This is a genomic window from Winogradskyella sp. (assembly GCF_013213835.1).
In the GTDB taxonomy this organism is placed as follows: Bacteria; Bacteroidota; Bacteroidia; order Flavobacteriales; family Flavobacteriaceae; genus Winogradskyella.
This window is the reverse complement of sequence record NZ_JABSSU010000006.1, coordinates 167,959-190,736: the sequence shown is the minus strand read 5'-3', so window position 1 is coordinate 190,736 and position 22,778 is coordinate 167,959. Positions and strand designations below refer to the sequence as shown.

Annotated in this window: 22 protein-coding genes; 18 read left to right on the top strand and 4 right to left on the bottom strand. The window is 33.9% G+C overall.

What is annotated here, in order from left to right:
• Nucleotides 1–13: 13 nt before the first annotated feature.
• Entirely contained in the window at nucleotides 14–2,824 is a 2,811-nt protein-coding gene (locus HRU50_RS11095) for a prolyl oligopeptidase family serine peptidase (RefSeq protein ID WP_296351156.1), read from the bottom strand.
• Between the two features lie 13 nt (nucleotides 2,825–2,837).
• Nucleotides 2,838–6,128, bottom strand: coding sequence for a glycosyl hydrolase (locus HRU50_RS11090; RefSeq protein ID WP_296351155.1), 3,291 nt, complete (start codon nucleotides 6,126–6,128; stop codon nucleotides 2,838–2,840).
• A 272-nt stretch (nucleotides 6,129–6,400) separates the two neighbouring features.
• Between HRU50_RS11090 and HRU50_RS11085 the strand changes: the two genes are divergently transcribed.
• Together HRU50_RS11085 and HRU50_RS11080 are read left to right on the top strand one after the other, a co-directional pair.
• On the top strand, nucleotides 6,401–7,021 hold the full coding sequence (locus HRU50_RS11085) for a DUF1826 domain-containing protein (protein ID WP_296351154.1): 621 nt from the start codon (nucleotides 6,401–6,403) through the stop codon (nucleotides 7,019–7,021).
• A gap of 40 nt (nucleotides 7,022–7,061) precedes the next feature.
• The gene (locus tag HRU50_RS11080) at nucleotides 7,062–8,279 is read left to right on the top strand and encodes a GTP-binding protein (RefSeq protein WP_296351153.1); all 1,218 of its coding nucleotides are present in this window, start codon (nucleotides 7,062–7,064) and stop codon (nucleotides 8,277–8,279) included.
• A gap of 55 nt (nucleotides 8,280–8,334) precedes the next feature.
• On the opposite strand, the gene HRU50_RS11075 is transcribed toward HRU50_RS11080, so the two are convergent.
• Together HRU50_RS11075 and HRU50_RS11070 are read right to left on the bottom strand one after the other, a co-directional pair.
• Entirely contained in the window at nucleotides 8,335–9,729 is a 1,395-nt protein-coding gene (locus HRU50_RS11075; RefSeq protein WP_296351152.1) for an LruC domain-containing protein, read from the bottom strand.
• A 29-nt stretch (nucleotides 9,730–9,758) separates the two neighbouring features.
• Nucleotides 9,759–10,172, bottom strand: coding sequence for a hypothetical protein (locus HRU50_RS11070; RefSeq protein WP_296351151.1), 414 nt, complete (start codon nucleotides 10,170–10,172; stop codon nucleotides 9,759–9,761).
• 494 nt (nucleotides 10,173–10,666) lie between these two features.
• Here HRU50_RS11070 and HRU50_RS11065 point away from each other — a divergent pair, with 494 nt between their 5' ends.
• The 16 genes from HRU50_RS11065 (at nucleotide 10,667) to HRU50_RS10990 (ending at nucleotide 22,637) form a co-directional block, all read left to right on the top strand.
• Nucleotides 10,667–13,372 carry a phosphoenolpyruvate carboxylase gene (locus HRU50_RS11065; protein ID WP_296351150.1) on the top strand — a complete coding sequence of 902 codons (2,706 nt, stop codon included), beginning with the start codon at nucleotides 10,667–10,669 and terminating at the stop codon, nucleotides 13,370–13,372.
• Between the two features lie 245 nt (nucleotides 13,373–13,617).
• Entirely contained in the window at nucleotides 13,618–14,268 is a 651-nt protein-coding gene (locus HRU50_RS11060; protein WP_296351149.1) for a DUF4919 domain-containing protein, read from the top strand.
• 127 nt (nucleotides 14,269–14,395) lie between these two features.
• Nucleotides 14,396–14,851: a 2-dehydro-3-deoxyphosphooctonate aldolase gene (locus HRU50_RS11055; protein ID WP_296351148.1), complete on the top strand. Its 456-nt coding sequence runs from the start codon at nucleotides 14,396–14,398 to the stop codon at nucleotides 14,849–14,851.
• 67 nt (nucleotides 14,852–14,918) lie between these two features.
• The gene (locus HRU50_RS11050; RefSeq protein WP_296351147.1) at nucleotides 14,919–15,455 is read left to right on the top strand and encodes a DUF6609 family protein; all 537 of its coding nucleotides are present in this window, start codon (nucleotides 14,919–14,921) and stop codon (nucleotides 15,453–15,455) included.
• Nucleotides 15,456–15,691: 236 nt separating this feature from the next.
• Nucleotides 15,692–16,201, top strand: a complete 510-nt coding sequence (gene def, locus HRU50_RS11045) for a peptide deformylase (protein WP_296351146.1) — start codon at nucleotides 15,692–15,694, stop codon at nucleotides 16,199–16,201.
• 3 nt (nucleotides 16,202–16,204) lie between these two features.
• The gene (locus HRU50_RS11040; protein ID WP_296351145.1) at nucleotides 16,205–16,906 is read left to right on the top strand and encodes a porin family protein; all 702 of its coding nucleotides are present in this window, start codon (nucleotides 16,205–16,207) and stop codon (nucleotides 16,904–16,906) included.
• Between the two features lie 226 nt (nucleotides 16,907–17,132).
• Nucleotides 17,133–17,900 carry a glycoside hydrolase family 16 protein gene (locus tag HRU50_RS11035; RefSeq protein ID WP_296351144.1) on the top strand — a complete coding sequence of 256 codons (768 nt, stop codon included), beginning with the start codon at nucleotides 17,133–17,135 and terminating at the stop codon, nucleotides 17,898–17,900.
• Nucleotides 17,901–17,934: 34 nt separating this feature from the next.
• Nucleotides 17,935–18,489 carry a hypothetical protein gene (locus HRU50_RS11030; RefSeq protein WP_296351143.1) on the top strand — a complete coding sequence of 185 codons (555 nt, stop codon included), beginning with the start codon at nucleotides 17,935–17,937 and terminating at the stop codon, nucleotides 18,487–18,489.
• A 7-nt stretch (nucleotides 18,490–18,496) separates the two neighbouring features.
• A complete protein-coding gene (locus HRU50_RS11025; RefSeq protein WP_296351142.1) occupies nucleotides 18,497–18,958 on the top strand; it encodes a VOC family protein in 462 nt (153 codons plus the stop codon).
• Nucleotides 18,959–18,992: 34 nt separating this feature from the next.
• Entirely contained in the window at nucleotides 18,993–19,463 is a 471-nt protein-coding gene (locus tag HRU50_RS11020; RefSeq protein ID WP_296351141.1) for a DUF1801 domain-containing protein, read from the top strand.
• 117 nt (nucleotides 19,464–19,580) lie between these two features.
• Nucleotides 19,581–20,150 (top strand): hypothetical protein, encoded by a 570-nt coding sequence (locus HRU50_RS11015; protein WP_296351140.1) that lies wholly within the window; start codon nucleotides 19,581–19,583, stop codon nucleotides 20,148–20,150.
• A gap of 50 nt (nucleotides 20,151–20,200) precedes the next feature.
• Nucleotides 20,201–20,758, top strand: coding sequence for a DUF4240 domain-containing protein (locus HRU50_RS11010; RefSeq protein ID WP_296351139.1), 558 nt, complete (start codon nucleotides 20,201–20,203; stop codon nucleotides 20,756–20,758).
• Nucleotides 20,759–20,830: 72 nt separating this feature from the next.
• A complete protein-coding gene (locus tag HRU50_RS11005) occupies nucleotides 20,831–21,328 on the top strand; it encodes an ankyrin repeat domain-containing protein (protein WP_296351138.1) in 498 nt (165 codons plus the stop codon).
• Between the two features lie 67 nt (nucleotides 21,329–21,395).
• On the top strand, nucleotides 21,396–21,896 hold the full coding sequence (locus HRU50_RS11000; RefSeq protein ID WP_296351137.1) for a hypothetical protein: 501 nt from the start codon (nucleotides 21,396–21,398) through the stop codon (nucleotides 21,894–21,896).
• Between the two features lie 29 nt (nucleotides 21,897–21,925).
• Nucleotides 21,926–22,144, top strand: a complete 219-nt coding sequence (locus HRU50_RS10995; RefSeq protein ID WP_296351136.1) for a hypothetical protein — start codon at nucleotides 21,926–21,928, stop codon at nucleotides 22,142–22,144.
• A gap of 34 nt (nucleotides 22,145–22,178) precedes the next feature.
• Complete coding sequence (locus HRU50_RS10990; protein WP_296351135.1) at nucleotides 22,179–22,637, top strand: hypothetical protein; 459 nt, start codon at nucleotides 22,179–22,181, stop codon at nucleotides 22,635–22,637.
• Nucleotides 22,638–22,778: the final 141 nt, after the last annotated feature.

Below are 22,778 nucleotides of genomic sequence, written 5' to 3'. Positions count from 1 at the left end.
TTTTTTGTAATAATTAGTCTTGATCACTATCTAAATATTCATAACCTTGATTGATTCCTTTCTCAACGGCAGGAACTCCACGCTGCATCCATACAGGTTTAGGAGCACCTTTTAGATAATAATCAAAGAATTGTGTCATTCTGATATTAAAATCTATTCTGTTTTGCCATTTCAATGGCCAGTGTGGCTCATCGTTGTAATTTAAAAACCATGACGGTTTTCCTAAACGTCTTAAACTCACAAAGAACTCTATGCCTTGGTACCATGGTACATGTCCATCTGCATCATTATGCATAATCAATAATGGCGTATTAATCTTGTCGATATTAAAAATTGGTGAATTTTCAACATAACGTTGTGGATATTCCCAAGGTGTACCTCCAATTCTACTCTGCGTATGTTCATATTGAAATTGTCGACTTAAGCCTGTCCACCAACGAATACCACCATAAGCACTGATCATATTAGGAACAGGAGCACCAGATTCTGCTGCTTTAAAGATATCTGTCTTGGTCACCAAATAGGCAATTTGATAACCTCCCCAACTGTGACCCTGCACACCAATATTATCTTTATCTACAAATCCTTTCTCTATGAGCATTGTTACACCTGGAATTACACAATTAAAAGCACTTTCACCAGGATAACCATCTCTGTAATGCACATCTGGATTAAAAATGAGGTAACCGCGACTTGCATAAAATGGGTAATTTATAGTACTGCGACCGTATGATGGTGGACGATGACGATATAATCCATTTGAACTTTTTTCATAGAAGTTCACAATCATAGGGTACTTCTTATTTGGATCAAAATTTTCTGGTTTAATAAGCATTCCTCTTAACGGTTTCCCATCTAAAGACGTCCACTCTACGAGTTCTGCTGTTCCCCAATTAAAGTCTTCTTGTTGCGGATTAGCATCAGTAATTTGTTTTGGTGATTTAAAAGATAGATTCGTTGACCACAAGTTTGGAAATTCGGTAAATGATTGTCTCGTAAATAATAGTCGTCCCTTTTTGTCTTGTTGCGCAAACCATGGTCTTTCATATACATAAGGACCTTCAATTAACTGTTTAATAGCTTGTCTTTTTGGATTAAAGCTTGCTGCACCACCATACATATTATCTTCATTAAATGTACTAAGTATCCAATCCTTAGACATTGAAATAGAACGTTCTTCATTATCTAACCTCAAATAACGATAGCGTAATTTAGATGCTCTTCCATTTGTGAGATTTTCTGATGTACCAGTTTCAGGATTAAAAGCCCAAATATCAAAACGATCATAAATCAGGAATTTCTCGTCGTTTTCTGTCCATCCTGCTGTCCCATAGCTATAAGGATCATCAGGATAATCATGTAACTCATTATAAAATTGTCTGCCTTTTGTAAGTGCCTGATACTTCAAGGTTTTTAGATTATAAGTAAACCACGTACTGTCTTTGCGACTGTATCCGTATAAATATTTTCCTTTTGGACTTATTGAAGAACCACCATAAACCTTATTTGCAATTTCTGTTCGTTCACCTGTGTTTAAATCTACACGTTGTAAATCTCTAGGTAATTGTGCAGTCCATTGGCTTTGTAATTGATATGGTGTGCCATTTCCAATAACCGCATAATCGCTATTACCTTCATCGCCATATCTAACAAAATCGTAATCTGTAGTTGCGACTTGCACCATTTTATTCTTATCAAAATCATATAATGACAAATAAGCTTTCTTTTTATCGTTTTTAACATCTAACTCTTGAACTGTATATAAACGTGGTTCATCATAAGTCCATACCTCAACATTTACAATTTCTTCGTCTAGTAACGTTGTATCTTGAACAATAGGCGTTGTTCTTAATCCAAAAAACAGACGCTTTTCATTTTTAGAAAAACGTAATCTTTCATCCGCCGACACTAATAAATCAGTGCCATTATTTTCAGAAGCTACTATAACCTTACCATTAGAATCACCAAGATTCCAAGCATACAATAGTGGTTTTTTAATAAGACTTTTTGTTGAATCTGCATCAACCACAAAGCCAACCCGTTTTCCAGATTCAGAGATTCCTAACTGTGGATACTTCGTCTTATGATGACTAGATAGTAATAAGGTCTTTTCTTTCTTATCAACATCATAATGATATACTCCGCCACCAAGACTATCTACAACGCCTGAGGATGCATACACAAGATGACGACCTTCTTCAGCTAAACTGTATTTATGCACATACTTCAACGTATCTTCAACTCCACTTTTTAAGTCGCGTATAACCACATGGAAACCATTGTCCTTAGAAACTTTCTTAAGCTTGGTTTTCTTTTTTGTTTTTAATGTATCAGCATCTTTCGCCTTAGCGGTATCTTTTTTCTTTGGTTTTGCTGCCTCTAAAGTATAAGCTACAATACCTGACCATTTTTCTGGTAGACGAAAGGATTTGACATTAGGAATCTTTTGCAATGCCTTAGAGCTGATATCATAAATCATTAAAGTATCTTTTGGAAGATTTTTCTTTTTGACTTTTCGACGTTTCATTTCTCGAATACTGTCTTTCCAAGCGTTTACTCTAAAAATTGCATATTTAGAATCATATGAAAACTGACCACCTTTACTACGTTGGTAGGACATAATATTATCTCCATCAATTTCTAAAAGCTGAATGGTTTGATCTTTTTCCCCCTTTTCCAAACTGTAAAGCACGTGATCGCCAGAATTAGAAATATTCACATTTCTGATGCGATTCCATTTGCCTTTATCTTCGTTTTGCAAAATTTTCTTTTGTGCAAAACTTGAAGTCATTACTAATAAACATAAAACTGTTAGTATTCTCATATCTAGAATTGAATTAATCATTATTTTCATAACCTCGTCCTGGTGTATAAGGCGCACCTGCGTTAATCAGTTGCTTCTCTAAAGCCTTAATATCTTCATTGAACACACGCTCTAAAGTTGACTTAATCACTAAAATCTCATCTTTAGCAATAGTGTAGCTATCTCGATGTGTTTGTGTAGGTGAAGCTGTAGAGTATTTCTGTTGCCAACCGATAGATCCTAAACGACTTGAAGGTGATGGCGGTTGATCTATATCTAGACGACGCTTGATAGGATCACCATACATCGCTAACTGAACCTGATCTAATTCTTTTTCAATCGCCATTACTGTTGCTGAAAGGTTACCCAAAGGTTGTTCTGCACGCTTAATAGCTGCCTTCATGTACTTTAACTTGTTTCGAGATTCTGACATTAAGCGCTGTGCGATTCCTAAATCTGCTTGTAGTTTAGCTACTGCTTTCTGGAATTCTACTTTTTCTGCTCGGTTTTCAGCTGGCATTTCTGTATTATTCAGTGCTTTGACTTGAAATGATACAGGTGATGTCAATACCGTAACATTACCATTTTTTAGTAATCCCATTTCAACCGTATAAGTTCCTGGATTTACTAAAGTCCCTTCATCAACACCACCAAATGGATTATAAAATGATGGCTTATTAAAATTGATAGGATTTTGGGTTGTATATCTTAAATTCCAATGGAAACGTTGCACACCTTTTTTAGCTGCCTTAAATTCCTTTTTCACCACTTTACCTGAAGCATCTTTTATGGTAAACACCAGCTCATCTTTAGATTCTTCAGCTTCTGCTTTCAAATCATCATAACTTGGATATGGTGCATCTTTTTTATCCTTTATTAACGCCTTATCATCCTTTTGTCTTTGGTCTTTTAACGACTTGAATTCTTTGTCATAATAGTAAGTTATAACAGCTTCAGGACCAAGATTCTCTGCAGTGTAGAAGTTATCACCTTGGAAGGATTTCCCAGGTAAACCTAATGGACTACTCTGCTCCCACATCAATGCAGTGCGAACTGGGAAGATTTTAGCTTCTTCTTTAGGCGCTTCATTTTCTACTTGGCGCAATACAGAATAATCATCCATCACATAAAATCCACGACCAAAAGTTCCTAAGACTAGGTCATTCTCGCGCTCTTGAATGGCAATATCTCTAACTGCAATTGTTGGCAAACCGATTTTAAGTTGTTTCCAGTTATCCCCTTTATTTGGTGAAAAGAACACACCAAATTCAGTACCTACAAAAATAAGATCAGCATCTACATGATCTTCTTCTATAGCATAAACAGATCCGCGTTCTGGTAAGTTAGACGCGATAGATGTCCAGCTAATGCCTTTATCTGAAGATTTAAAGATATACGGTTTAAAATCACCATATTTGTGATGATTATAAGCTACATACATTACATTCTCATCATGCTTGGATAAGAATACACTATTGACATACGATTGATTTGGTACACCATCAATACTGGAAATTTTTCTCCAAGTCTCGCCACCATTTTCAGATACATGAAGTAATCCATCATCCGTACCAGCAGCTAATAGGTTTTTATTGATTGGGGATTCTGAAAAGGCAACAATACTTCCATATAAAGACGTTGAGCCATTTTTCATTACTGCATCAATACTAACAACACGATCATATACTTTCAGTGTATTTCTGTCTATTTGCTGCGACAAATCTTCGCTAATAACTTCCCAACTGTTCCCATAATCATCTGATCGAAATACTTTTTCAGCTGAAAAGTATAAACGTCCCGCTACATGTCTGCTTACAACCAATGGTGCATCCCAATTAAAACGATAGGCATTTTCACCTTTTCTTGCTACTGGCTTAATACCAACAGATTCACCACTTTTCTTATCGAAACGTACCAATCCACCATACTGAGATTGTGCATAAACGATATTTGGATTGTAAGGATCTATTTGAGATTCAAAACCATCTCCACCATTTGTAATAAACCATTCTGAATTACGAATACCATGATTGGTTAATACACGTGATGGTCCACCTAAACTAAAGTTGTCTTGTGTACCACCATAAATATTATAGAACGGATAATCATTATCAACAGCTACTTTATAAAACTGTGTTACTGGTAAATTCTTTTTGAAGTCCCATGTTTTAGCAGCATCATAAGTTTCATAAATTCCACCATCACAACCTACAACCCAATGGTTGTTGTTATGAGGATTAATCCACATACAATGATTATCTACATGCTTAGTATCTTCTCCAACTTTCTTAAAATTTCTTCCGCCATCGTGCGTTACTGACATCCATGTACCCATAGAGTATACAGTGTGCTCGTCTACAGGATCTGCAATAATTTCTTGGTAATAATTTCCACTTGTGACATGGCCACTACGTTTTTCCCAGCTGGCTCCTCTATTCGTAGACGCAAAAAAGCCACTTTTACCATTTGCCGCTTCCACTATGGCATAAATAATTTCAGGATTTGCAGGAGAAATAGCTAAACCAATTCTACCCAATTCTTCAGATGGTAAGCCTTTATTGATTCTTATCCATGTTTTTCCTCCATCAACACTTTTGTGCATGGCAGAACCTGGTCCACCACCAACATAGGTGTACACATGGCGACGTCTTTGAAAGGTAGATGCATAAAGCACATCAGGATTTCTAGGATCCATTACAACATCATTAACACCAGTATGTTCGTCGACCTCAATGATTGAATTCCATGTTTTACCGCCATCTTCGGTTTTATACAAACCTCTATCGCCACCTTTACTCCATAATGGTCCAATAGCAGCGACATACACAACATCTGAATTCTCTGGATGCACAATAATTTTACCGATGTGTTCAGAATTCTTCAATCCTACATGTTCCCAAGATTTGCCACCATCTAAAGATTTGTACAAACCGTCTCCGTAAGCTACCGAACGTTGGTTGTTATTTTCACCTGTACCGACCCAAATCACATTTGAATTGTTTGGATCCATAGTGACACAGCCAATGGAATACGAGCCTTGGCTATCGAAAATTGGCTCATAAGTCACACCAGAATTTACAGTTTTCCAAACGCCACCAGAAGATGTGGCTACGTAATATTCGAAAGGATTGTTTGGATTGAATTCAAAATCAGAAATTCTTCCTGAGGTTAATGCCGGACCTACATTTCTCCATTTTAAACCTGATACATTAACGGTTTCTAATGATGTTTTTTCGTCTTTTTGTTTCTTTGATTTTTTTTGGGCATGGGTTACTATATTGAAACTGAGTAATAGACCCAGAACAACTAATGAAAAGTGTTTCATGAGTGAAAATTGATGGTTGGTTTAATATGTTTTTTAGTTTTATTAGTCGGTGCTGTTGCATTTACAAGTAACAACCTTTTGATTATAAGGTATTTACTCGCGAAATAAGTTCGACAGCTTTTAAATATAGCCAATTTAAAACCAAAAAAATATTAAGAGAATTATAAAAAATAAATTCTTGATAAGATTCTATATTCACTTAATCGCAACTATGTTGCATTAATAAAATTTTGTTACCTTTAGGAGATCATTACAATAAGAAAACTTAAGAAATGATTGAAAGCCCTAAAGAACAAAGTTGGATCATCGGTGAACATCCTAGTCAACTCTTTCAAATTCATAGCCCTAAAACAAACATTGCAGTTTACAAGAGAGATATTTCATCGTTGTATGACAAAGAAATTAAAACACTAGAGCATCAATTTTCTAGTATTGAAATCTCAGGTGATTTTATTACTATTGAAGAAACATTCAGAAAAAAGTTTGAAGATTACGTAGATTTCAAAGAAGATGTCATTGAACTCCTACATTTATTTCGAGAAATCACTTACGAGGACAACTTTCGGTTGTTATTAACATCAGTAAATCATAATATGTGTACACGGTTTCATGCTGATAACAATTATTTGAGATTGCTATGTACATATAATGGTCCAGGTACGCTGTGGCTTCCGAATGATAATGTTGATAGGATTGCACTTAATTCTAAGGGAAGTAATGATCAAATTGTTATTGACAACACTAATATTCGCGAAGCACAGCCTGGATCTGTAATCATTCTAAAGGGGTCGAAATATCCCAATAACACTAAACCTATTATACATAAAAGCCCTGAAATTAAAAAGAAAGGTATATGTAGATTACTATTAAGAATTGATGTTCTTACCGAATAACACCATTCGTAAGACGAACTAATTTATTGAAGAAAAAAATATGATTGAAGAAAAAAAACTACCAGTTACAGTTTTAAGCGGATTTCTTGGAGCTGGTAAAACTACATTACTTAATCACATACTTCATAATAAAGAAGGCTTAAAAGTTGCCGTTATTGTAAATGACATGAGCGAAGTTAATGTAGATGCAGAGCTGGTCAAAAACGAAAACACTCTTTCTAGAACTGAAGAAAAGTTGGTAGAAATGAGCAATGGTTGTATTTGTTGTACGTTGCGAGAAGACTTAATGGTTGAAGTAGAACGCTTGGCTAAAGAAAATCGTTTTGACTATTTACTTATTGAAAGTACTGGTATTAGTGAACCTGTGCCTGTAGCACAAACTTTTACTTTTGTAGATGAAGCTAATGGTATTGATTTGTCACGATTTAGCTACATAGACACTATGGTCACTGTGGTAGATGCCTTCAATTTCTTTAATGATTTTGGAAGTCCAGAAAAGTTAATGGATAGAAATCTCACCGATATGGATGAAGATTTTAGAACTATTGCAGATTTGTTAGCCGATCAGGTTGAATTTGCCAATGTTATTGTTTTAAACAAAACTGATTTGGTATCACCAGAACATCTAAAAAAGCTAAAGGGTGCGATAAAAACTATGAACGCAACAGCACAAATTATAGAATCATCATACAGTAAAGTGTCTCCTAAACACATACTAAATACAGGTTTATTCAATTATGACGAAGCAGAACAAAATGCGGGTTGGATTGAAGAACTTCAAAAGGATGAGCACACACCAGAAACTGAAGAATATGGTATTTCATCATTTGTTTTTAAATCTCGTAGACCGTTTGACCCTATACGTTTCTATTACTTTGTACATGATTTCCCTGAAACCATTATAAGAAGCAAGGGTTTATTTTGGTTAGCTTCAAGATCAGAGCAAGCACTCATATGGGGACAAGCTGGTGGATCTCTAAAAGCTCATAGCGCTGGTGTCTGGTGGAGCAGCATTCCTATTAAAAAACGTATTCAATATCCATCATATTTTGAAAATCAGGATATTATTGAAGAAAATTGGGATAAGACTTTTGGAGATCGTAAAAATGAAATTGTTTTTATTGGTCAAAATATGAATAAAGAACACATCTTATCAGAATTACAAAAATGCCTTTCTACCGATGAAGAATTATCTACACTAGAATGGAAATTTGGTTATAAAGACCAATGGAATATACCAAGAATGTATTCTGAATGAAATTAAAACTATAATATAAAAAAGAATTCTTCAAAGCACTTGTGATTCGATAACTTTATTGAAAAATTAGAGCACTATTTCGGTATTCGGATGTGGTGTTTGTATACCAATCTGTAAAGTTTGTACCATTAGATTGCGCCCATAATTCAAAATTTAAATAAGCATCTATGATATCGGCATTCTCTATTGGATATTCAAAAGTCGACGCTACATCTAAAGCCCATGGTAGATTGTTTACATTTTTATAATACTTTCCTAATCCAGGATTTGAATCATCGTTATTTGTTCCTAATAATTCTACATCTATTAAATCCGTTGGCACCTTATCCGCTAAATGTACTTCGATATTGCGTTGTTGATTCTTAATTAAAAATGGATTATATGGCGCGTATCCTACAAATGCTTTTGGCGAGCTTAATCCTATGACCATTGTTATGGTATCTGAAATTCCAGTACCATTAGTTGGTATGGTATTATACATAGAACCACCTACTCTATTGATGACATTCTCAGCACTATCAAAAACGGGTATTACAGCTTTAGTCTGATTTGCTTCTGTACCATTGGCGTCGATATTATAGAGATTACCTGTAATTGCTTGTCCATTTACAAATGCAATATCTGATGGCAATAAATCATCAAATTGAATGGCAAAGCCATTATCAAAAGAACCTCCAACGGCTCTTACGTAAAATACCGCAACTATTTCGACCACAGCATTATTGGCATTGGTAATTTCATTAAAACGATAATCTACAACCAAATCGTTAAAATCATAATCACCTTGAGACGGCCATAAATCTTCATATGCTAGTGTATTGAAACTGTTTTCACCAGGATAAAAATTATCATATGCCTTGTTAGGATCATCCGGATAATCATCTTCATCGTCCGGAACCGTATCACCGTCTGAATCGGTGATATCTTCCTCACATGGATCTGAAGATAATTCTCCACTAATAGAAAGGTCATCTAAAACTGCTCTATTACTGCTACCCTTACCATACCAAACAAACTGTAAACGATGTAATCCTGTTGTAGGAATCTGAATAGACTTATCTTGTAACTCGGATGTTGTATATTTTTCATCTAATAAAAGTGGAGTAAAGCTATCTTCACTTAAAAGAAATACAGATAGTTCTTTAGCGTTGTTTTCGTCGCTTCCGAAGTTGCTATTTATTAAACCTGTTTTAAAGGATACTACACCATTAGTTGGAATATCTACCCATGGTGTTATAATACTGTACACACCAGCATCATCAGTTAATGGCCCAGTTGACATTGCATAAGTTCCAATGCTATTACTATCATCAAAAAAGACACCGTTAAACTCCCAACAATCAGATGTGTAGGAATCCTCATCACCACCCTCAAAATCATTAACTACTTGAGGAAAAAGACTTGAGGAAAATAAGACGCAAATTGAGAGTGAAAGTATTATTTTTTTCATCTGTAGATATATGAATTAAATTAAGTGTATTATAAATTGCCCAATTCAAGAAAGGTGAAATTAATGGTATTGTTAGCTCCAAGAGTGATCTCTTTTTCAAAATTTGCCCAAGATAAAATCAATGTTTCTATTTTGGACTGAACACGGATATTAATAGAAAAGTCTTCAGATATTGCTACATTCATTTTTCGAATGACCTTATCATCTTCTGTTTTAACTAAAAATTGCCTTTTCTCACCTGAGCCTAATGGCACACCAGCAATATGAATGGTATAATTCTTGGCAGTGGACCAATTAAAATCACTGTTGGCTTCTATATCAGTAAATTTTTGGGGAATGTTTGTGTCAACATCACTGGTTGTGTCTTCTGGCATTTCACAAGACACTGCTGAAAGAAAAGTAAAGACTGTGAAGCTTAATACCTTAAAAACATTTGTTTTCATGTAGCTAGATTTGAGGTTATCTACTTACGCGGTATTCCTACAAAAAAACAAATTACCGGAATGAGTATAGATTAATTTCGCTTAATCCATTTTTGGTATCGATGAAACACCATTATTGTTCGATGAGTGGTAAGTAGTGTACGCCTCAACTTCTTGAGCTTTTCAAACCTCTTGAAAATATTACAGGCATCAGTAGTAAAGACCTATTCAAAAATTTAAAGATATCGTAATATCTAATTTGTAGAAATACTGAAGTTTGGTTCCTAGTTTTATTCAAAAAAAAGAGGTCACAGTAAAGTATTCAAAAGAAAAAATGTGATAAAAAGTTAAAATTTTCAGTTTACAACGTTTTCGTAAATGCCGTCTCAGAGAATTATGACAATAGTCATAAAAATGACAACTTTTAAACGAGAACTTTGAACCAATAAAACGCAACATAATATTGAAATGCTTTAGAGCAAACTAAAAAAGAATCCATCAATTAAGATAAGAATATGTCAAAAGAAATCATTCAAAACGAAGGACTCGAGAAAATTCAAACCGAATTTCATTATTTGGTTTCCTTGTTTAAGGAAATGCTCGTTTCTATAGATAAAGGCGATATTGCTGGTGCTTTACCATTTGAAAACGGTACCACTTCAGACAAAACCGCATTCACAAACGAAAACCTCACGCAAGCCATAGGCATGTGTTTTGAGTTGTTAAACATTGCCGAAGAACTTTCAGCTACCCAATACCGTAGAAAAACCGAAACTCAATTTGGTTTAGAATCTACTCGTGGTTCTTGGGGAGAAACTTTACACCAATGGAAAGCCGATGGCATAGACGAAAAAGAGATTGCTAAAAAACTACGTGACGTTAAAGTGGTACCTGTACTTACTGCGCACCCAACAGAAGCGAAACGTTTAACGGTTTTAGACATTCACCGTGAATTGTATTTATTAATGGTGAAAAAAGAAAACCCAAACTGGTCAACGTCTGAGCAGCAAGAACTTAAAGAAGAAATCATCAGTTTAATGGAACGTTGGTGGAGAACAGGTGAAATCTATTTACAAAAACCACGCCTTGAAGACGAACGCAACAACCTGATGCATTACTTTGTAAATGTCTTCCCAGAAGCTGTACAATTATCAGATCAGAGAATAATTAATGCATGGAAAGACCAAGGCTACACACCAGAATTATTAGAATGGCCAGAACAATTTCCGATGATTCAATTCGGAAGCTGGGTTGGTGGAGACCGCGATGGTCACCCGTTTGTAAAACCAGAATTCACTGCCTCTACCCTACAATATCATCGCCAATCGGCATTAAAAATGATACAAGAGCAAATGATAAACTTAGCATCTAAACTGAGTTTTTCAATTTACCAAAATGCAGTGCCGCAAAAGGTTTTAGACCATATAGAAGCACAAGCAGAATTGTATGGTAAAGATGGACAAAAAGCCATTAATCGTAACCCATCAGAACCGCTACGTCAGTATGTGAATCTGTTGTTATTACGTTTAAAATATACCATTAAAGACGATAACAAAGCAGGACGCTTTAATTCTGCAGATGACTTACTGCAAGAACTTAAGCAACTGCGTACCATTTTAATAGATATGGATGCCACACGCTTAGCTAAGCAATGGTTATTCCCGATAGAACGTTTGGTGCAGTGTTTTGGATTTCATTTAGCAAAGCTAGACATTAGGAATAATAGTGCATACCATGAAAAAGCCATTAGCCAAATTTTAACTGCTTCTGGTTATGAAGATTTTGACTATGCGAGCTGGGATGAAGACAAACGTTTGGCTTTTATTAATGCAGAATTACAAAGCAAACGTCCATTTTTGGTAACTGGTATATCTTGTGGCCCAGAAGCCGATAACGTACTTGGTTACATGCGTGAAGTTAAAAACTATGTCACTAAATATGGTACCGATGGTATTGGTTCTATTATTGTAAGTATGACGCGTAGCCTTAGTGATTTATTAGTTGTCTATCTGTTCTTAAGAGAAGTTGGGTTACAAGACACTAACTTACCAGTAGTACCATTATTAGAAACTATTGACGATCTTATAGCAGGTCCAGAAATTCTTACCGATTTCTTAAACCATCCGATGTTAAAAAAACAACGCGAAACTAATCCAAACTTTTCACAAGAAGTCATGTTGGGTTACAGCGATAGTAATAAAGATGGTGGTATTTTAACGAGTCGTTGGAATATCTATAAAGCCGAAGAAAACCTCACCAAAGTTGGTGATGCACTTGGTGTAAAACTATATTTCTTCCATGGTCGTGGTGGTACCATTAGTCGTGGTGGTGGAAAAATTCACCGTTTCTTAGACAGTATGCCACCAGGCTCTATGAGTGGTCATATTAAAATGACAGTACAAGGTGAAACTATTGCTAACCAGTTTGCTAACCGATTAACAGCCACTTACAATCTCGAAATGTTTGTAGCCGGCACAGCAAGACAAACCTTAAAGTCATTACCAGATACCAAAAACGAAGCTTTATACGAAATGATGGATCGTTTGGTAGACTTGGCTAGAGGCACATACAGAAAGTTATTAGATCATCCCAAGTTTATCAACTTCTACTCTAAAGCCACACCAATAGATGTTTTAGAACAAAGTAAAATTGGGTCTCGACCAGCACGTCGTACAGGGCAACGTAGCATTGATGATCTTAGATCTATTCCTTGGGTATTTAGCTGGAGCCAGTCGCGCTTTAACATTAGTGGTTGGTTTGGAATTGGTACTGCTTTAGGTGAGTTTGAAAAGCAATACCCAGAAGATTTTAAAAAGCTGACCAGTTTATATAACGATTGGGCGTTTATGAAGTACAGTTTAATACAGATAGAAACCAATCTTTTAAACTCTGATACTGACGTAATGAATGCCTTTGCAGCACAGTTAGATGATACTAAAACACGTGCAGAACTTATGAATTTAATTCTTAACGATTACCAAACCGGCTTAGATAAGATTGAAACCATTACAGAAGGCTCAGTACATACAAGACGTGTCTCTAAACTAGAAAATATAAAACTACGTAACGACGCCTTAAAAATCTTACATAAAATACAATTAGAGTACTTGATTAAATGGCGCGATTTAGATGAAGCTGATGCCGAACTTAAGGCCAAATACCTATTACAATTATTGTTATTGGTAAATGCCTTATCTGGTGGTTTAAAAAGTACAGGTTGATGCCATTGTATTAATAGCACGGTTGGTGTAGATTAACCAACCATTTTATAGGCATTGTGTATATCTAAAAAAGAATAAGTTAGTAAGTCAGATATACGCAATGCCTATTTGTTTATAACTAATTATCCTTATAATAATTATTGTGAGAAATTTTTTTTAATTTGATTTAGAGACCTTTGGAACAAGACCTGTCGAGTAAACGTAAATTACTAAACCATACAATTAAACCATAAAAATCTCAAAATATGAATAAACAGTGTTATATTCTACTAATAATATTCAATTTCAGCATTGCATTTGCACAAACGGAGACTGAAATAAAAATACCCGAATTTGACGATGACTACAGTAAAACAATTCAAAAGCTTGAAGATGGTGATACTGATATTGACTATAAGACTTTTAGAGAAAGTTTTCTAGAAAGTGAACAATTTAAAGTAGCAGCTAAAAAAAGTTCAGAATTTAGAAGCTTAAAAAAAGACATGTATCGCCTCATGTCTGAATTGAAATATGACAGCATTGTTATGACAACAAAAAAAATGCTGACTATTGATTACACAAGCATGATTGCTCATAAAATATTAAGACAAACCTATGAAGTTTTAGGAGATACTGTAAACGCTAAAAAATATAAAACAATCCAATTTGGACTATTAATGTCTATTATAAATAGTGGAGATGGAAAATCCTGTGAAACGGCTTGGTCTGTAATTCAAGTTTCTGAAGAGTATTTTATCTTAGATATGATTGGTGTAGATCTTAGTGAACAAAGTATTGATTACAATGGAGGTCTCTGCGACAAAATGGTCGTTAAAAATGAAAACGAAGAAGAAAAAGTATATTACTTTGAAATAAGTAATGTTTTTAAAGGAAGAGAGAAACTTCAGCATGAATAAAGTGAGCCTTTGAAGTAGACAATATGCATCATTCTCTAATTATAAATCAAAATAACCTAAAACAACAATATTTAACTATAAAAGTTAACAACCACTAAATCAAACATCAATAATTTTAAATCAATTCATGAAAAAGCAACTTTTACTGCTTGTTTTAACAACCTTTCTATTTGCCTGTGGTTCTACAAAACAAGCTTCAAAAACTGGAACTTCTAAAAATGTAACACAGATTCTGCGAAACCAATATACCTTTTTAATCACCGAAATCTCAACAGATAAAACCTATGGTTTATCGCCAAAGAATCCGGTTGAAGTTGGTGGCGCTAAAGACTCTGAAGGTCCATTGAATGAAAGACGATATCTCAATGCTTTAGCCGGGCCAAATGGAGAAAAGATTTCATATTACAGAGCTGGCAGTTGTTGTGCTGTAAAAAGTGATAATGATCCCTTTGGTTTTGGTAGTGTTATGTTAGATAACTATCGTGTAACTTGGGAAAACTCAAAAGATACTGTTTCAATTTACATTAACATGTACGACTCTACTAAACTTAAAGCACCAGTTGGCTTTACAATTAGAGAATAACTAGCGTTTTTATAATATCTTTAGACCTGAAGGATATTATAAAAAATCGTATTTAAAATCAGTGCTTATGACCTTTAAAGAATTTCAAAAAGACATGCGTGTTGCCTATTTAGGTGGTGGCACTGGCATATTCGCTTCGGGTCTTATCTGGTTAATCTCAGGATTATCCGGAATGTATTTAACCAAGCAAACAAGTATTTTAATATTCTTTATTGGTGGCATGCTTATTTATCCTTTAGGTATCTTATCTGCAAAGCTTTTAAAAAGAAGCGGTAAACATAAAGACAATAATCCTCTTGCAAAGTTGGCCTTAGAAAGTACCGCAATATTATTTATCGGACTTTTTATAGCCTATGCGGTTTTCCAAACACAACAACTTTGGTTTTATCCTGTAATGCTTATGATAATTGGTGTAAGATATTTGGTGTTTCAATCTATTTACGGCATAAAGCTTTATTGGGTTTTAGGACTGCTTTTAATAGTTTCAGGAGTGCTTTGTTTAATATCTAACCAACCATTCCATTTTGGTGGAATTATTGGTGGAGTTATTGAACTTATATTTGGAATTGTAGTTACTACAAAAGAACGAAAAAACGAATCTTAGTTTTAGATAACGTCCATTGATAAGGAATTACCTATCTCTAATATCGCTTTGCCTAGCAGCTAAGCTAAAAACACTATCTTTAATACCATAACCAACGGTAAAATACAACCGTCCAATTTAGTGTAAACATGTCCAAAAATTTGAAGCGTATTTGTTATTTGCTCCTACTCGTCATATTTGTAGTGAGTTGTCAGAGTACATATAGGTTTACAAAACAACAGAAGTCTCTAATAGAAATGGGCGACCGTACAAGCCCAATGAGAGTTTATAAAATTACCAATCCTTCAGATTCTATTTTACTGCGAACAAAAAGTGCTAAGGTAAAGGTTGACCCTAATGATGAAACGCTCAATACATTTATTGATAGATTATACATTACCGTAAGAGACAGTATGTCTCTTGGTGTTGGCATTGCTGCACCACAAGTGGGCATATTAAAAAGAATTATATGGGTTCAGCGATTTGACAAAGAAGATGCCCCATTTGAAGTGTATCTCAACCCTGAAATTATAGAATACTCAAGTAAAAAACAACCTTGCTTAGAAGGTTGCTTGTCTATTCCTAAAAGAAGAGATACGACTTACACTAGAGCAGAAACCATTAAGATCGCCTATGATCAATTCAATAAAAAGCGTATAGAAGAAGAAGTATCTGGCTTTACAGCCGTTATTTTTCAGCATGAAATTGATCACCTTGATGGCATATTGTATTTAGATCATCTAGAAAAAGAACGTAAGCGTCATTAACTAATGAAAAACAAATCACTCAAACTTACACTACTATCAATTCTATTAGTATTCTCAATCAATGTATCTTCTCAAGACAGTGACCAAAGAACATACAAGTTCGGTATCAATCTTGGTGCAAACCTTTTTGAATTGAACCAAAATGATATCTTTGAGCAATATAATGGCAGGCTTAATTATTCATTGGGGTTTACATTTGAATATAATATTGACAGCAACCTATCATTGCTTTCAGGTATCAATTTTGACAACAAATCCACAGTTTGGGAATTTACGGTATCATCTACATCTAATGGTGGTTTTGGAAGTTTTACTGTAGAAGATAAAATTAAATTCAGTTATATCAATGTTCCTGTATATTTAAGATATCATATCGGGAAATCTAAAAACATAGGATTAAATTTTGGCGGTTATTATAACCATACTTTAAATGTTGAAAATGAAGCTAAGATTATAGAAAGTGAATCACCAATCAACGAGGTTGGAGATGAATTTACAACCCAACCTGCAGAAAATATAATTGGTAATGATGACTTCGGAATGCTCTTTGGGCTATCATATCAATTCTCAGTCAATGACAAGAATCACTTCAGCCTTGAATTAAGAAATGAATTCGGACTAGCCAATATCTCTCAAATTACAGCATTTAATAAGGTACAGACAAACACCTTGAAGTTAATATTGAATTGGCAACTACCTATTTAGTTTGCTGTTCTTTTGAAATCATAATTTATCTTGACTTAAGCCGAAATTAGTTTAACTTTAAACAACTGAGATTTAATTAAGAATTCATAATCTTTTAGTTATAACAAATTTGTTTTTTAAAGTGCATTACAAAACTTCAACATACCTTCTATTCACAATACTACTTAGCACTTGTCTAAACTGTGCCTCACGTCTAAAAGAGAAAAACACTCAATCAGTAAAAGAAATGACCGTAGATGAAGGACCAAAGTTTAACACTTTGGTATGGTCTGACGAGTTTAATGGTAAAGGTATCATAGATACAACCAAATGGTTTCACCAAACACAAATACCAAAACACGGTGAATGGTGGGGCGGAATTATTCAACACTATACCAATAGAATTGAAAATAGTTATTTAGACAATGGCAAGTTACATATTGTAGCCAAAAAAGAAGTGTTCGAAGACCAAGGTTGGCAAAAAGACTATACCTCTGCAAGGCTTAATTCTAAGTTTGCATTTACTTATGGCCGTGTTGAAATTCGTGCTAAATTACCTTTTGGAGTTGGTACATGGCCAGCCATTTGGATGCTCAATAAAAACATTAAAGAAGACGGTGCGTATTGGGAGAATCAAGGTTTTGGCACCACCAATTGGCCAATGTGTGGTGAAATAGATATTCTTGAACATTGGGGAGACAATCAAGATTATGTTTCAAGTGCCTTACATAACGGTTCTAGCCATGGTGACATTGTAAAAAATGTTGGTGGTCAAAAAATTAAAGATGCTTCTAACACCTTTCATACTTATGTTTTTGAATGGGATAAGGATAAAATGACGTTTAGTATTGATGGAGTTGAACATTACCAATACCAACCTAGTATTAAAAACACTTACACTTGGCCTTATGATTCTGACTATTATTTGATCCTTAATATTGCCATAAAACCAGACATTGACTCAAATTTTATAGAAAGTCCTATGGTGATTGATTACATTAGAATCTATCAATAAGATGAATAAAATATTAGCTCTTTTATTATGTCTTATGCTCGGAATATTTTCCTGCAAAAACACTAATCAAAATATTGATAAACTCAAAATTGCAAAGCAATATTACGAAGTTCTCGACAAATCAGATATTTTAGGAATTGATGCTTTACTAACAGATAGTCTTTTAACAAGAGAAACCGCATATGACTACGAACAGACATTTTCGAAAGAAGAATATGTGGAATGGTTAAAATGGGATGCTGTGTTTCACCCAACTTACAAAATTCTTGACATTGAACAAGACAACGAAGCTGTAAAAGCTAAAATTTCAAAAATAGACAAAAGAATTGCTTTTCTTCACCAGGAGCCTATAGTAACAGAACAAGTTATTCGTTTCAAAAAGAACAGAATAAGTAGTATTGAAACCACAAAATATGTCGTTTTTAACGATTCAATTTTTGTCAAAAACAGAGATACACTTCTCAATTGGATTGACAAAAATCACCCTGAACTAAATGGGTTTATTTACGACCAAACAAAGTCTGGTGGAATGAAATATTTAGAAGCTATTGCGCTTTACAAGGTCACCCATAACTCAAGTAAGAAATAATAAAACCATGATCAAAGGACTTTACGAAACCCATTTATATGTAGAAAACTTAGAACACTCAGTACACTTCTACTCCACTGTTTTGGGGCTCAAACAATGTCGCTTTAATGATGAGCGACGCTTGGCTTTCTTTTGGATAGGTGAAGACAAACAAGCCATGTTAGGGCTTTGGGAAAAACCTAAAGCAGAGATCGATTTAAGACATTTTGCTTTTGAATGTGATCCTGAATGGATTATTAACGAGTCTATAAGTTTTTTAAAATCTCACAACTTAAACTTCTGGAATTTTCTACAAGACGATAATGAACAACCAATGGTCTTCTGTTGGATGCCAGCAGTATCTATCTATTTTAGTGATCCTGATGGGCATTACTTAGAATTTATTGGAATTCTTCCTGGTAACACTAGACCTAATGAAGAAAAACGTGTGGTAACCTATGAAGAATGGTTAGAAATAAGTAATAAATAAAAAACTCGCATTTAAACGATATATCTTAAACACCATGAAACCGCATCCACAGTTTAAAGGGTTTATAGCGCCATATGATAAGAACATACAAGAGCTAACAATAGCATTGCGTAATTTCATTACTGATTTGGTTCCTGAAGCTAATGAATTAATCTGGGACAACTATAATGCCGTAGCAATGGCCTATTCTAAATCAGAAAAATTAAAGGATGCGTTTTGTCATATTGCTGTGTATTCTAAATATGTAAACTTTGGTTTTAATCGTGGTGCGGAATTAACTAAAACTCCAATAACGCTAAACGGAAAAGGTAAATTAATTCGTCATGTAAAGGTGAATGAGTTTAATACTTTCCCTAAAACTGAAATTGAAAGCATGATTTGGGAAGCCGTGGCAATCTCCGAAAAGCTAAACCCAAATTTAGTCCATAAGAATACCAAAGGACAAAGTATTGTAATGTCAATATCAGAAAAAAAGGTACGACCTAATACTAATACCAATCAATAAAAGTTGATTGAATTTTCATGGAGGAATTAAGTATTTAACTTTATATTTGAGAAGTCACAATACTTACTTTTGAGAAGTATAACAATTATCTCTCTTCCTAGTTTAAATCACATCATCATGAAAAACATCATACTACTTTCCCTTCTAGCCTTCTGTTTGCATACCGTTTATGCACAAAAAACAATTAACATCGAAGCCGAAGGTAACCTAGAATCAACTAAGCCATGTGATTGTGTAGAAATATCAGAAATTACCAATGCGCATAATCCTGCTGATATACTTCACGGTATGGGAAAATGTATAGAAGAAAAAGAGTTTTATAAGGCTGCAAGGCTTTTTGCAATTGCAGGCGTTTACGGAAAGTTTGATTCGTATAGAGTTAAAGATAAAAGTGCACATCAAGCCTTATATGTGCTACAACAAAATACATTGTTGGAAGTCGCAGAAGAAGATAAAAACGTCTTAATAGCTGAACTTCAAAAAACCTTAAAAGAAGAATCAGAAGAACTTAAAGAAGTTTGTAAAGCCATAATAGCTATTGGTATGCCAAATTATCATCCTACTTATATGATTCAGCATGGTATGCAGGCTTTTTTAGAAACTGAAGGTGATGGATTGGTTGAAGATTTTGATGCTGAAGCGTCATGGCAATTAGCTTTAAGTACTTATCTGCATTGCGAAAAATAATACACTTCTTTTTTTAAAAATTAATCAAAAATCAATTTAATGATCTAGAAATGGGAATATTTAATAGACTATTTGGAAAAAAAGAAATGGCTCAAAATTCTGAAAACTTAATGAATGAAAATAAATTTTGGGGCATCATAGAGTCTAGCAAATCTCGTAGTAGCGGAAACTATGAAAAGCAACAAACCGTTTTAAAACAAGAGCTTCAAAATTTAACTGCACTTGAAGTATTAGAGTTTGACAACACTTTCAGAACATTAAGAGGTAAAATTTACAATTGGGATTTTTGGGCAGCTGCTTATATTATTAATGGTGGTTGCTCTGACGACTGTTTTTCTGACTTTAGAGGCTGGTTGATAGGACAAGGAAAAGATACTTATGAAACTGCTATAACAAATATCGAAAACCTCACTACATTAAATGACACTAATAATGGCGATTGGGAAGGATTGAGCTATGTTGCAATGGAGGTCTACATGAAAAAGACAGGAAAAGAAATGCCAACTGGAATTAGGGAAAATTTCGAAATCGGTGGTATCGAGTGGGAAGAAAATGAAACAGAACTGCAAACAAAATACCCTAAGCTTTATGAAAAATGGGGCATGTAACTATGGATATCCTGCAAATAAGTCTAAATTAAAAAGGTATTCATATTTAATCCTTATCGTAGAATAAAATATATGGCAAGATCAGGTAGACTACTAAAAGTAGAATCGGAATTAGAGTACATTGACAACTATGTTGAAAACGATGACTTCGACAGCATCAAAATGCTACTACACGAATTTGGAGTTGATTGTTATGACACTTACGGACGTACATTTTTAATTTTGGCAGCAGCCAAAGGAAATGAAGTCGTTTTAAATTATTTGATTCAAGCCAAATCAAATTTAAATTTTCAAGACAAAAATGGATATACTGCATTGCACTTTGCCGCTCAAAATGGTCACTATACTATTATTGAAACTTTAATTAAAAACGGTGCTGATCTTAATATGAAAGATGTTTATGGAAACTCACCTATATGGACAGCTATAATGAACGCCAAAGATGATTTTTCAATAGTGAAAATTCTAATTTTAAACAATGCCGATATAGAATCAGAAAATAATTATGGAAAATCACCTAAAAAACTTTGGCATATGAGATTTGATTATGACATCACCGAGATACTTTAAAATTTACCTGTTTAAACAAGTTTTCAACTAAGAAAAATAAGTTTGACATAAACTTCATTTTAAAAAATTGCCAGAAAAAGCTCCAATAGAAATTTTCTATAAACTCATTTTAGGAACAATAATAATCATTGGTTTTGGAATTTACTTGTCTGTAATAAGTCATAAACCAAAAAGTGGGTTTAATAAAATTACTGGCACCATTACACACTTAGACTCTACATTTGGTAGAATAAACAAAAGAGATCATAGGTATATTTACATTACCGACTCTAACGAAGTTTTTGATTTGTTTATTGGAAAACGCACAATGGATTTTAGTCCAGAATTTGAACAAATTGACAAACTAAAACCTAGTGATGAAATTACAGTCTATTATGCCGACAAAACACCTTTACAGAATACACAATACTATAATGTGATTAAAACTGTACAATTTATCGATAAAGATGGTGAACCTTATTTTATTAGAGGTAATAAAAATAAATACGGTTCATACTTTTTTGTATCATCAGGATTATTTGCAATAGTTATGCTCTTACTTGCAAAACGTCTAGGTAAATTTGAATAAATTATAACTCAACAATTAAGTGAATTATTATGAAAACAAAATACTTTGTTTATGCCGTTATAATAGCTTTTGCAATACGAATAGTATTAAACTTAACATTTCCCGTTATCGCAATAAGAACAGATTTAGATCCCATTACGTATGGCCTAATCGCTGGTGGTGCTAACGCATTTGTTTTCTTCTCTGTAGTTGGTTTACTTCTAAAAATATTTAGATATCACAATAAAAAGGACTTTCTAAATAGTTAATCAACAAGTTTAAGAATAGTATTATCTTTAATTCATGCAAAAAATATATATAACTTCCGCTGTTCTTTTTATTTCAGCATTATGTATTCATGCTCAAAATATTTATAAAGAACAACTAGAAGGTTGTGACACCAAAATGTTTGCCTTAGAGAGTGAAACAAAAACAGCTCATATTGATGATACGGAGATTATAAAAGCACTATCAACATTAATTGATGACACACAAAGAAATAAGATTAAAGGAAAACTAAAGCTTCAGATTATTGTATATACCGATAGTAGTTCTTGTTTGTTAAGCTATGAGAATGACACCAATATGAAGACTACTAATTTAAATATTGAAGAATTTAGAGCTTATATTAACGAGAATTTAGTTTGGACAAACAAGGACAAAAATGTCGCTGCTTTAATTGAAATAAAATTTAAAAAGAAAAAGGTCGTCATTGAGCGATTAGGAATGGACGGTAAAAGAGGTTGGCATATACTAGATTAAACGTTCAATATTTCACTCATTATAATTACGAAATAACTAGAATAAATATTTCTTTATACTATTGGCTATGAGCTGCTTCAATATAATTGATCTCTTAATTTATAGATTTTCTTCATTCGTTACGTAAGTTCACTTCAATTC